At 64.3% G+C, this 12290-nt stretch carries 11 protein-coding genes; 7 read left to right on the forward strand and 4 right to left on the reverse strand.

The features are described 5' to 3' along the window. Window positions 1-2: 2 nt before the first annotated feature. The 5 genes from RIN61_RS16920 (at window position 3) to tadA (ending at window position 4775) form a co-directional block, all read left to right on the forward strand. The gene (locus RIN61_RS16920; RefSeq protein WP_313853001.1) at window positions 3-662 is read left to right on the forward strand and encodes a hypothetical protein; all 660 of its coding nucleotides are present in this window, start codon (window positions 3-5) and stop codon (window positions 660-662) included. Continuing rightward, on the forward strand, window positions 655-1320 hold the full coding sequence (locus tag RIN61_RS16925) for a hypothetical protein (protein WP_313853003.1): 666 nt from the start codon (window positions 655-657) through the stop codon (window positions 1318-1320). The genes RIN61_RS16920 and RIN61_RS16925 overlap by 8 nt, the downstream gene beginning before the upstream one ends. 31 nt (window positions 1321-1351) lie before the next feature. Beyond that, window positions 1352-2824, forward strand: a complete 1473-nt coding sequence (locus tag RIN61_RS16930; RefSeq protein ID WP_313853004.1) for a M48 family metallopeptidase — start codon at window positions 1352-1354, stop codon at window positions 2822-2824. 89 nt (window positions 2825-2913) lie between these two features. Beyond that, a complete protein-coding gene (locus tag RIN61_RS16935) occupies window positions 2914-4296 on the forward strand; it encodes a multicopper oxidase family protein (RefSeq protein ID WP_313853005.1) in 1383 nt (460 codons plus the stop codon). Beyond that, on the forward strand, window positions 4296-4775 hold the full coding sequence (gene tadA, locus RIN61_RS16940; protein ID WP_207878933.1) for a tRNA adenosine(34) deaminase TadA: 480 nt from the start codon (window positions 4296-4298) through the stop codon (window positions 4773-4775). Before RIN61_RS16935 ends, tadA begins: the two co-directional genes overlap by 1 nt. A 111-nt stretch (window positions 4776-4886) precedes the next feature. On the opposite strand, the gene mltF is transcribed toward tadA, so the two are convergent. Further along, the gene (gene mltF, locus RIN61_RS16945; protein ID WP_112250883.1) at window positions 4887-6344 is read right to left on the reverse strand and encodes a membrane-bound lytic murein transglycosylase MltF; all 1458 of its coding nucleotides are present in this window, start codon (window positions 6342-6344) and stop codon (window positions 4887-4889) included. A gap of 323 nt (window positions 6345-6667) precedes the next feature. Between mltF and purL the strand changes: the two genes are divergently transcribed. Both purL and RIN61_RS16955 read left to right on the forward strand, forming a co-directional pair. Further along, window positions 6668-10564 (forward strand): phosphoribosylformylglycinamidine synthase, encoded by a 3897-nt coding sequence (gene purL, locus RIN61_RS16950; RefSeq protein WP_133970341.1) that lies wholly within the window; start codon window positions 6668-6670, stop codon window positions 10562-10564. A gap of 3 nt (window positions 10565-10567) precedes the next feature. Next, window positions 10568-10879 (forward strand): YqfO family protein, encoded by a 312-nt coding sequence (locus RIN61_RS16955; RefSeq protein WP_112250889.1) that lies wholly within the window; start codon window positions 10568-10570, stop codon window positions 10877-10879. 103 nt (window positions 10880-10982) lie between these two features. On the opposite strand, the gene tatC is transcribed toward RIN61_RS16955, so the two are convergent. Genes tatC through tatA form a run of 3 tightly spaced genes read right to left on the reverse strand, consistent with a single transcriptional unit; the run spans window position 10983 to window position 12279 of the window. Next, the gene (gene tatC, locus RIN61_RS16960; protein WP_313853014.1) at window positions 10983-11744 is read right to left on the reverse strand and encodes a twin-arginine translocase subunit TatC; all 762 of its coding nucleotides are present in this window, start codon (window positions 11742-11744) and stop codon (window positions 10983-10985) included. After that, complete coding sequence (gene tatB, locus RIN61_RS16965) at window positions 11741-12046, reverse strand: Sec-independent protein translocase protein TatB (RefSeq protein ID WP_112250892.1); 306 nt, start codon at window positions 12044-12046, stop codon at window positions 11741-11743. The genes tatC and tatB overlap by 4 nt, the downstream gene beginning before the upstream one ends. After that, complete coding sequence (tatA, locus tag RIN61_RS16970) at window positions 12046-12279, reverse strand: twin-arginine translocase TatA/TatE family subunit (RefSeq protein ID WP_112250893.1); 234 nt, start codon at window positions 12277-12279, stop codon at window positions 12046-12048. The genes tatB and tatA overlap by 1 nt, the downstream gene beginning before the upstream one ends. Window positions 12280-12290 lie beyond the last annotated feature (11 nt).

Below are 12290 nucleotides of genomic sequence, written 5' to 3' on the forward strand. Positions count from 1 at the left end.
CCATGAGCGAGTTCAACGACCCGCTGTCCGAGCTGTCCGGTTCGCTCGGCCAGGAATACGAGCAATCCCGTGCCGCCCAGCGCGACCGGGTAATCGCCGAACTCAAGCAAGTGATCGAGCGTGTGCCAGAGCAGAGCGAGTTCACCAATTCCCGGCGTTATCGGGTCTGGGGGCCGATACTGTTGCTGGGCTCGCTGATTCTGACCGCCGTCTGCTTCAACCTGGAGCGCATGGGCGCGGTCGCAGCCTGTGCCTTCACGGTCTTCATCGCCGCCGCGGTGACTTGGCAGCATCGCAATGCCGGTACCCAGGTGTTCATGCGTCTGACCCGCCGGCAGTTGTTCGTCGATACGCTGGACGCCCCGGTAGACATGGCCGAAGTGGAGGATGTTTCGGTCAAGGATGAAGGGCTGGTCACGGTGCAGACGCTGGAAATGAGCAGCGAAGCCGTGCTTCCCAAGCACCACGTGGTGAAACTGCAGTTCTTCGGCAACCAGGCCATGGTGCTGAAAAAGCCGCGACCGCAGGTGCGCATCATGTCCGCAGGCCTGGCCAGCAATGGGCGCAAGCTGGACAACGAGGAAGTGCTCGCAATGCTGGCGGCTTACCGCGATGCGGCCCATGCGCAACGGCAACTGGATCTGTTGCAGGCTGATGAATAACGACGAACGCGAAGCCCACCTGGCGTACCTGCAGGCGCAGGCCGATGGCCCTGTCGAGGGCTTCGAACTGCGCGAGCGCTCGCTTGGCAAGGCGCTGGCCTGTGCCTTGACCGGCCTGTCGCTTGCCGGGCTGGGTACATGGCTGATGGCGCTGGCGGTACTGTTCGCCCCCCAGGCGAGCAGCGCCGCCATATGGCTGCTCTCTGCTTTCGGCCTCGGCCTGGCCGGCACCGGGGCGGCGGCGCTGGCATGCGCCGCAGCGCTGTACCGCCGCCATGGCAAGCGGGTGCTGAGCGTTACGCCCGATAGCCTGTGCTTCGCCAATGCGCAGGCGCCGACACCCCTGCATGCCTTCGACGGCTTCGACGTCGAGCAGCGACATTTCAGCACCCGCCTGATCTTTACCGTGTCGGCGGCCGGCAGCGCGCCAACGCTGGCGCCGGCCTGTTTCAGGGCGTTGGCCTCGCCTGACGCTGTAGCCGTGGCGGGCGGACTGCGCGTCAGCTTGTGGTTGTGCACCCCTGTCGTAGCCGGGCGCCACCTTGCCCTGCAGGAACTGGTGGACCTGCTCTATGCCTATCTGCAAGCGGCCCAGGCCAGGCACACGTTGGCGCAACTGTTTCCTGGCGTGGCGCGCCTGGGTGAAGCGGCCAGATGAGCCTGGGCGTGACCATCGGCGCTGTGGAGCAATGAAGCGCTTCGGTTGGGGCCTGATCCTGCTGCTGTTGCCACTGGTGCTGTTCGGCTGGGGCAATGTGCAGTACTGGCGGGCCGACACGGCGCAGGATCAGGCTCGCACCATACGGCAATGGCTGGCGGCCCCCAGCGAGGCGTTGCTACAGCAATTGCCGTGGGAAGCCCGCAAGGAGCTTGCCAGGCATGTCGAGCCGCGGCAGGCCCTGCAGCGCCAACTGGACCTGCTCGATGCGGATCGCCACTGGGTAAGCGTACGCAAAGTGATGGCCAGCGTGAGCTGCTGGCTGGCATTGGCTGCTTTGCTGGTCGGCCTCTGGGCCTGGCTCAAGCTGAAGGCAGACGCCTGGCGGGCGCTGCGCTCTGCGGCCTACCTGAATGAGCGCATGATGGCCAGTTGGCAGGGCCTGGGCTGTTGCTTGAGCATCTACATGGTCATGCTTGCCGGTTCGCTGTGCCTGGCGTTGCTCTATGAGGCCAGTTCCGGAGCGAGCCGTGCAGCGCAGGGCGGCATGAGCGTGCTGGTCGTGGTGCTGCCGCTGGCCTCTGTCCTGGTTGTGTGTGTTCGCCAGGCCTGGCGAATGCGCAGGCAGTGGCCGCTGATGCAGTCTCCGACTGCCAGGTTTCTCGCCCGCCCGCTCGGCAGGCAGGCGACGCCAGCGGTGTGGCAGTGGATCGAGGCCTTGGCAACGCAGCTGCAAGCGCCGGCCCCGGACCATATCGTGGTCGGACTTGACCAGGGATTTTTCGTCACCAGTGTGCCGGTCCTGCTGCAGCCCGGCGGGGAGGTACTCACGGGGCGCACGTTGTATCTGCCGCTACCATTGCTGACGGCCTTGAGCCAGGCCGAGGCGGCTTCGATCATCGGCCACGAACTGGGTCATTTCAGGCGCCGTGATACGGAGCGAGGCAGCGAAACCAGCGCGCGTTTCAGCCTGATGTGCGCGCAGTATTCTGCGATGGTCGGCGACGAGGATGCTCCGCCCTGGGTGGTTCGGCCGACCTTGTGGCTGGCTGGGCAGTTCTTGCACCATTTCCAGATTGCGGTTCATCACTGGGGGCGTGCACAGGAATTGCTGGCTGATCGGGCCGGTGCCGAGGTCGCTGGCCCGAAGCTGTTCGTACAGGCGCTGCTACGGGCAATTGCCCTGGGCAGGGTGATCGACGGCTTGCTGCTCGCTCACGGTGGCAACAACCTGCTGCAGGCGCTGGCATCGCACCTGCAAGGCACGCCATTGCAACTGGGTGAGGAAGTGCTGGGGCTGGCCAACCCCCATCCGTTCGATACGCACCCCGAAATCGCCACGCGCCTGCAGAACCTGAACGTCCTGCTCGACCCGCAGCTGCTCCAGGCCGCCTTGCGGGTGCCGGCCGCAGATGATCAGCAGTGGTTCAACGCGCTCTGTGCTGCCCCCGGCAATACTGCCGAGGGGAAGGCTGCGGAAAGCATCGCAAGAGACTTCACTTAATATTTCCCATTTGCAGGTGTATCGTATTCGCCCTTCATCGCCAGCCATGCTGGCAGCTTGATTGCGCAGAACACGAGGTACCCGCACCGATGTCCTTCACTCGTCGACAAATGCTCAAAGGCCTGACCGGCCTGGTTGTGGTTGGCCTGGGCGCCGGTGGCGCGGCGCGCTACTGGCTGGGCAAGGTCGAAGATGACAACGCCGGGCATGACTATGAGCTGATCGCCGCACCGCTGGACGTCGAGCTGGTGCCGGGCTTCAAGACCGAGGCCTGGGCCTTCGGCCCGTCTGCCCCGGGTACCGAGTTGCGCGTACGCCAGGGCACCTGGCTGCGGGTGCGCTTCATCAACCACTTGCCGGTTGAAACCACCATCCATTGGCACGGCATTCGCCTGCCGCTGGAAATGGACGGCGTGCCCTATGTGTCGCAATTGCCGGTCAAGCCTGGCGAGTACTTCGACTACAAGTTCCGTGTGCCGGACGCCGGCAGCTACTGGTACCACCCGCATGTCAGCAGTTCCGAGGAGCTGGGCCGTGGCCTGGTCGGCCCGCTGATCGTCGAGGAGCGCGAGCCGACCGGCTTCAGGCATGAGCGCACGCTGAGCCTGAAGAACTGGCACGTGGACGAGCAGGGGGCCTGGCTGCCTTTCAGCATTCCGCGAGAAGCCGCGCGCAACGGCACCGCCGGGCGCCTGATCACCATCAATGGCCAGGCCGATTCAGTCACCGAGTTGCCAGCCGGTCAGGTGGTACGGGTGCGTCTGCTGAACCTCGATAACACCTGGACCTACCGCATCAACCTCAAGGGCAACTGCGAGGCAAAAATCTATGCCCTGGACGGCAACCCGGTAACCCCGCGGCCATTGGACGATGACTACTGGCTCGGCCCTGGCATGCGCATCTGCCTGGCTATCCGTATTCCCGAAGCGGGGCAGGAGATCTCCCTGCGCGACGGTTTCGTGCGCCTGGGCACCCTGCGTTCGGTAGCCAGCAACGACGCGCCGAGCGACTGGCCGCCGGCGCTACCGCCCAACCCGATTGCCGAGCCGGATCTGGAAAACGCCGAAAAGCTCAACTTCAATTTCGAATGGTCGGCAAAAGTCTCGGTCACTACGGATCAGGATAAGCCGTCGAGCATGTGGCAGATCAACGGCCAGGCCTGGGACATCACCGACAAGACCTGCGCCGAGCGCCCCATCGCCACGTTGCAGAAGGGCAAGAGCTACATCTTCGAGCTGAAGAACATGACCCAGTACCAGCACCCGATCCACCTGCACGGCATGAGCTTCAAGGTGATCGCCTCCAACCGCCACGACATCACCGAGCCGTGGTTCACCGACACCTACCTGCTAGGCAAGAACGAACGCGCCCAGGTGGCGCTGGTGGCGGATAACCCGGGCACCTGGATGTTCCACTGCCATGTCATCGACCACATGGAAACCGGCCTGATGGCCGCGATCGCGGTGGTCTGATGCGTCCGCAGATCATCGATCGCAGTCGCGATCAGGAATTCATGCGCCTGGCCCTGGCCCTGGCCGCCGAAGGCGCAGGCATGGGCGAGGTGCCGGTGGGCGCGGTGCTGGTGCAGCATGGGCAGGTGATCGGGCAGGGCTTCAACCGGCCGATCATCGACAGTGACCCCAGTGCGCATGCCGAGATGGTGGCCATTCGCGCGGCGGCGAAATCCGCCAGCAACTACCGGCTACCCGGCAGTACCCTGTATGTGACCCTGGAACCGTGCAGCATGTGTGCGGGGTTGATCGTGCATTCACGGGTCATGCGGGTGGTGTACGGCGCGCTGGAGCCCAAGGCGGGGATCGTGCAGAGCCAGGGGCAGTTCTTCGGGCAGGGCTTCCTGAACCACCGGGTGATGGTGGAGGGCGGGGTGCTGGCGGAAGAGTGCGGGCAGATCCTCAGCGACTTCTTCAAGGCTCGCCGGGCCAAGTCCTGACCTGTTTCGGCCCCTTCGCGGGTAAACCCGCTCCCACAAAAATACCACTATCTCCAAAACCTGTGATGTACCTGTGGGAGCGGGTTTACCCGCGAAGAGGCCCGTGCAGGCTTACATCGGCGGCGACTGCTCCGCCGGTTTGTCCTTGTTCACCCCGGGCACATGCAGGCTGCCTTCGGCCACCTGGCCTTCCAGCTGCGGCTGGGTCACCCAGGTAAGAATGTCGTAGTAGCGACGGATGTTGGCCACAAAGTGCACAGGCTCGCCGCCCCGGGCGTAACCGTACCTGGTCTGCCGATACCACTGCTTCTGCGACAGCCGCGGCAGCATCTTCTTCACATCCAGCCACTTGTTGGGGTTGAGCTTCTCGCGCTTGGCCAGGGTGCGGGCGTCTTCCAGGTGGCCGCTGCCGACGTTGTAGGCGGCCAGGGCGAACCAGGTGCGGTCCGGTTCCTGGATGCTGTCGTCGAGCTCTTCCTTGATTTTCATGAAGTATTTGGCGCCGCCCTGGATGCTCTGCTTCGGGTCCAGGCGGTTGGACACGCCCATGGCCTGGGCGGTGCGCTGGGTCAGCATCATCAGGCCGCGTACGCCGGTCTTGGAAGTGACCTCAGGCTGCCACATCGATTCCTGGTAGCCGATGGCAGCCAGCAGGCGCCAGTCCACCTGCTCTACCTTGGCGTAGCTCTTGAAGTGCTTTTCGTACTTGGGCAGGCGCTGCTGCAGGTGCTGGGCGAAGGTGTAGGCACCCACGTAGCCCAGTACGTCGACGTGGCCGTAGTAGCGGTCCTTCAGGCGTTGCAGGGTGCCGTTCTTCTGCGCCTTGTCGAGGAACTCGTTGACCTCGTTGAGCAGGCTGTTGTCTTCACCGGCCGCCACCGCCCAGCGCTGGTCGCGGGTGTCGCCCAGGTCGAAGGCAACCCGCACGTTGGGGAAGTACACCTGGTTCATCGCCAGCTCGTTGGAGTCGACCAGGGTCAGGTCGATCTGGCCTTCGTCGACCATGCGCAGCAGGTCGACCACCTCGACGGCGTCGGATTCTTCGTATTCCAGGCCCGGATACTGCTTTTTCAGCTCGGCCAGCTGGTCGGCGTGGCTGCTGCCCTTGAGCACCATGATCTTCTTGCCGACCAGGCCCTTGGCGTTGGTGGGGCGGGTGCGGCCGTTGCGGTAGATGACCTGTGGGGTCACTTCCAGGTAAGGGTGGGAGTACCTGACCTGGGCCTTGCGCCGTTCGCTGGTGACCAGGCCGGCGGCCGCCAGCACCGGGCCGGAGGGCTTGCCGAGGCTGTCGTACAGCTCGTCGAGGTTGTCGGCGGTCTCGATCTGCAGCTTCACGCCGAGATCCTCGGCGAAATGCTGGACCAGCTCGTATTCGAAGCCGGTTTCGCCGTTGCGGTCCTGAAAGTAGGTGGCCGGGCTGTTGCGGGTGATCACGCGCAGCACGCCATCCTCCTTCACGCGCTCGAGGGTGCTGGGTTTTTCAACGCAGGCACCGAGCAGCAGAAAGAGTCCGGTTGCGAAAAGCCATCTGGCGCAACGCTGGCGCAAAGCAGTGTGGGCGAACATAGGTTGCAGTATACGCAAAGGACTGGCCCAACCATATCTCGACAACTGTTAGCTTGTCTGGTAGCGGGTTCTGTGCTTTACCGGCCCTATCGCCGGCAAGCCGGCTCCCACAGGTACAACACAGGCCTTGAGGGCGGTGGTATACCTGTGGGAGCCGGCTTGCCGGCGATAGGGCCGGAACGGGCAACACAAGGCAATTTTTTTGACCCGAAAGTCCGGTTCCGCCGCCCGGCAGGCATGGCGTAGAGCGGGTGCCGAAACCCTTCGAATTAGGCTAGAATGCACGGCCTCTAAGCACACCCCTTCCTGAGGCTGTCCCGACGATGTTGATCCTGCGCGGCGCTCCTGCCCTTTCTGCCTTTCGCCACGGTAAATTACTCGAGCAACTGAGCCAGAAAGTCCCCGCTGTTACTGGTTTGTATGCCGAATTTGCCCACTTCGCCGATGTCGACGGCGAGCTGACCGCCGACCAGCAGCAGGTGCTGGGCCGTCTGCTCAAGTACGGCCCGAGCGTGCCGGTACAGGAGCCGAGCGGCCGCCTGTTCCTGGTCGTGCCGCGCCTGGGCACCATTTCGCCTTGGGCCAGCAAGGCCAGCGACATCGCCCACAACTGCGGCTTGCAGTCGATCCAGCGCCTGGAGCGTGGTATCGCCTACTACGTTGCCGGCAGCCTGAGCGAAGCCGACGCCGAACTGATCGCCGCCGAGCTGCACGACCGCATGACCCAGCGCGTGCTCGGCCAGCTGGAGCAGGCCGCTGACCTGTTCAGCCATGCCCAGCCCAAGCCGATGACCTCGGTGGACATCCTCGCCGGTGGCCGTGACGCCCTGGCCAAGGCCAACATCGACCTCGGTCTGGCCCTGGCCGAAGACGAGATCGACTACCTGGTCAACGCCTTCCAGGGCCTCAAGCGCAACCCGAACGACATCGAACTGATGATGTTCGCCCAGGCCAACTCCGAGCACTGCCGCCACAAGATCTTCAACGCCAGTTGGGACATCGACGGCCAGGCTCAGGAAAAGAGCCTGTTCGGCATGATCAAGAACACCTATCAGATGCACAACGAAGGTGTGCTGTCTGCGTACAAGGACAACGCCTCGGTGATCGTCGGCAACGTTGCCGGCCGTTTCTTCCCGAACCCTGAAACCCGCCAGTACGGCGCGGTGCAGGAGCCGGTGCACATCCTGATGAAGGTGGAAACGCACAACCACCCAACCGCCATCGCCCCGTTCTCCGGCGCCTCCACTGGCTCCGGCGGCGAAATCCGCGACGAAGGCGCGACCGGCCGTGGCGCCAAGCCCAAGGCTGGCCTGACCGGCTTCACCGTGTCCAACCTGCGCATCCCGGGCTTCGAACAGCCGTGGGAGCAGGCCTACGGCAAGCCCGAGCGCATCGTCGACGCCCTCGACATCATGATCGAAGGCCCTCTGGGTGGCGCTGCGTTCAACAACGAATTCGGTCGCCCGGCCCTGACCGGTTACTTCCGCACCTTCGAGCAAGCCATCAACACCCCGCACGGTGAAGAAGTGCGCGGCTACCACAAGCCGATCATGCTGGCCGGTGGCATGGGCAACATCCGTGAAGACCATGTGCAGAAGGGCGAGATCACTGTCGGCGCCAAGCTGATCGTGCTTGGTGGCCCGGCCATGCTGATCGGCCTGGGCGGCGGCGCCGCCTCGTCGGTGGCTACCGGTGCCAGCTCGGCTGACCTGGACTTTGCCTCCGTTCAGCGCGAAAACCCGGAAATGGAGCGCCGTTGCCAGGAGGTCATCGACCGCTGCTGGCAGCTGGGCGACGCCAACCCTATCGCCTTCATCCACGACGTTGGTGCCGGCGGTATCTCCAACGCCTTCCCGGAACTGGTCAACGATGGTGGCCGTGGTGGCCGCTTCGAGCTGCGTAACGTGCCCAACGACGAGCCGGGCATGGCCCCGCACGAAATCTGGAGCAACGAATCGCAGGAGCGTTACGTGCTGGCCGTCAGCGCCGTCGACTTCGAGCGCTTCAAGGCAATCTGCGAGCGTGAGCGTTGCCCGTTCGCCGTAGTGGGTGAAGCGACTGAAGAGCAACACCTGACCGTAAGCGACAGCCACTTCGGCAACACGCCGGTAGACATGCCGCTCGACGTACTGCTGGGCAAGCCGCCACGCATGCACCGTTCGGTTACCCGCGAAGCCGAGCTGGGCGATGACTTCGACCCGAGCAAGCTGGACCTGGACAATGCCGTTCAGCGCGTCCTCAGCCACCCGGCCGTGGCCAGCAAGAGCTTCCTGATCACCATCGGTGACCGTACCATCACCGGCCTGGTAGCTCGTGACCAGATGGTCGGCCCGTGGCAGGTACCGGTGGCCGACTGCGCCGTCACCGCCACCAGCTTCGACGTCTACACCGGTGAAGCCATGGCCATGGGCGAGCGTACCCCGCTGGCATTGCTGGATGCCCCGGCGTCCGGCCGCATGGCAATTGGCGAGACACTGACCAACCTGGCTGCCTCGCGCATCGAGAAGCTGTCCGACATCAAATTGTCGGCCAACTGGATGTCTGCCGCCGGCCACCCGGGTGAAGACGCCCGCCTGTACGATACCGTCAAGGCTGTCGGCATGGAGCTGTGCCCGGAGCTGGGCATTACCATTCCGGTCGGCAAAGACTCGATGTCGATGAAGACCAAGTGGAGCGACGAGGGCGTCGAGAAGAGCGTCACCTCGCCGATGTCGCTGATCATCACCGGCTTCGCCCCGGTCACCGACATTCGCAAGACCCTGACTCCGCAACTGCGCATGGACAAGGGCGAAACCGACCTGATCCTGATCGACCTGGGCCGCGGCAAGAACCGCATGGGCGCCTCGATCCTGGCCCAGACTTACGGCAAGATCGCTGCCCAGGCACCGGACGTCGACGACGCCGAAGACCTGAAGGCGTTCTTCGCCGTGATTCAGGGCCTGAACGAAGATGGCCACCTGCTGGCCTACCACGACCGCTCCGACGGCGGCCTGGTCACCACCGTGCTGGAAATGGCCTTCGCCGGCCACTGCGGCCTCGACCTGCAACTCGACCCGCTGACCGACAGCAAGGCCGAGGTGGCCGCCATCCTCTTCAACGAAGAGCTGGGCGCGGTCATCCAGGTTCGCCAGGATGCCACCCCGGATGTGCTGGCACAGTTCAGCGCCGCAGGCCTGGGCGAGTGCGTCGCGGTGATCGGCAAGCCGGTCAACAACGGTGAAGTGTCCATCAGCCTGAACGGCGAAGTGCTGTTCGACGACGACCGTCGCATGCTGCAGCGCCAGTGGGCCGAGACCAGCTACCAGATCCAGCGCCTGCGCGACAACGCCGACTGCGCCGACCAGGAATTCGACCTGCTGCTCGAGGAAGACAACCCGGGCCTGTCGGTCAAGCTGGGCTTCGACGTCAACGACGACATCGCCGCGCCGTACATCAAGAAGGGCGTGCGCCCGCAAGTGGCCATCCTGCGCGAGCAGGGCGTCAACGGCCAGGTCGAAATGGCTGCTGCCTTCGACCGTGCCGGCTTCGCTGCCATCGATGTGCACATGAGCGACATCCTCGCTGGCCGTGTCGACTTCGAGGCTTTCAAGGGCCTGGTCGCCTGCGGTGGCTTCTCCTACGGCGACGTGCTGGGTGCCGGTGAAGGCTGGGCCAAATCGGCGCTGTTCAACAGCCGCGCCCGCGATGCCTTCCAGGCCTTCTTCGAGCGTACCGACAGCTTCGCCCTGGGCGTGTGCAACGGTTGCCAGATGATGTCCAACCTGCATGAGCTGATTCCGGGTACCGAGCACTGGCCGCACTTCGTGCGCAACCGCTCGGAGCAGTTCGAGGCGCGTGTGGCCATGGTCGAAGTGCAGAAGTCCAACTCGATCTTCCTGCAGGGTATGGCCGGTTCGCGCATGCCGATCGCCATCGCCCACGGTGAAGGCCATGCCGAGTTCGCCAGCGAAGAAGCACTGCTGGCAGCCGACCTGTCCGGTTGCGTGGCCCTGCGCTACGTCGACAACCATGGCAAGGTCACCGAAGCCTACCCGGCCAACCCGAACGGCTCGCCGCGTGGTATCACCGGCCTCACCAGCCGCGACGGCCGCGTGACCATCATGATGCCGCACCCGGAGCGTGTGTTCCGTGCCGTGCAGAACTCCTGGCGCCCGGATGAGTGGCAGGAAGATGCCGCGCTGATGCGTATGTTCCGTAACGCACGGGTGTGGGTGAACTAAGGCGTGTACAAGCTCGCCTTCTTCGTCCCCGCCAGCCACGTCGAAGTGGTCAAGGCCGCTGTGTTCGCCGCGGGTGGCGGGCGCATCGGTGACTATGACCACTGCGCCTGGCAGGCCTTGGGCCAGGGCCAGTTCCGCCCGCTGGACGGCAGCCAGCCGTTCCTCGGGCAAACCGGCCAGGTCGAGGTGGTGGAAGAGTGGAAGGTGGAGCTGGTGGTGGCTGACGACCTGATTGCCCAGGTCGTCGCTGCACTCAAGCAGAGCCACCCGTACGAGACGCCTGCCTACGAAGTCTGGCGGCTCGCCGAGTTCTAGACCGCATCAAGGCTGTTCGCGGGTGAACCCGCTCCCACAGTGATCGCACAACTCTCGGATATTGTGCGATCCCTGTGGGAGCGGGTTCACCCGCGAAGAGGCCCTACAATCCAGCCACAATCTCTTTGCCCTGCCCGGGCCGCTTCAACCATCCACAAGCCAGCAACCCCACCTCGAACAGCACCCACATCGGCACCGCCAGCATCGTCTGCGAAAACACATCCGGCGGCGTCAGGATCATCCCCACCACAAAGCAGCCGACGATCACGTAAGGCCTGCTGCGCCGCAACATAGCCACATCGGCCAACCCCACCCAGACCACGATAAACGTCGCCACCGGGATCTCGAACGCCAGCCCGAACGCCAGAAACAGCGCGAGGATAAAGTCCAGGTACTGGCTGATATCGGTCATCATCGCCACGCCCTCCGGTGTCACGCTGGCAAAGAAGCCGAACATCGTCGGGAACACCAGGAAGAAGGCGAAGGCCATGCCGGCATAGAACAGCAGGATGCTCGATATCAGCAATGGCAGGGCAATGCGCCGTTCACGGCGGTACAGCCCCGGCGCCAGAAAGCCCCAGGCCTGGTGCAGCAGCAGCGGCATGGCCACGAACAGCGCGCACATCGCGGTCAGCTTGAACGGCGTCAGGAACGGCGAAGTGACGCTGGTAGCGATCATGCTGGCGCCTTCCGGCAAAAAGCGCCGCAACGGTTCGGAAATCAGCGTGTACAGCGTCTGGGCGAAGGGGAACAGCCCGGCGAACACCAGCGCCACCAGCGCCAGGCAACGCACCAGGCGTTTGCGCAGGTCGCGCAGGTGTTCGGTCAGCGGCATGCTCGCCGCCGGGTCGATGGCAATGCTCATGAAGCGTTTTCCTTGGGGGAGGCGACCGTGGCCGCATCGTTGGCCGGCTCCGCTTTCAGGCTGATGCCTTGGCGGATCTCCTGTTCCAGGCGCTGCAAAGGCGCACTGTCGAGGTTGGGCAGCTCGACAGCGCGCAGGTCGATCTCCCGCTCCACCTGCGTACGCAGGGCGTGCATGGCCTTGCGGGCCTGGCCCAGGCCGCGCCCGAGGGTGCGTGCCGCCACCGGCAAGCGCTCCGGGCCCAGCACCATAAGCGCGACGATGCCGACCAGCAGCAACTCGCTGAAGCCTACCTCGAACATCAGGGTTGACGGTCCGCTTGCGGTTGCTGCGTGCCCTGACCGGTCAACGGGCACTGTTGCTGCACCTGCGTGTGCGCTGGCGGAATGATGTCAGTTTCACCGCCCATGGACTTGCGAAAACCCTGGATTGCCTCGCCCACATCGCTGCCCAGGCCCTTCAGGCGCTTGGTACCAAACAGCAGGAATACGATCAGCAGTACGATCACCAGTTGCCAGATTCCAATGCCACCCATTGCGACTACTC

The sequence above is a fragment of the Pseudomonas inefficax genome (assembly GCF_032164165.1).
Lineage (GTDB): Bacteria > Pseudomonadota > Gammaproteobacteria > Pseudomonadales > Pseudomonadaceae > Aquipseudomonas > Aquipseudomonas inefficax.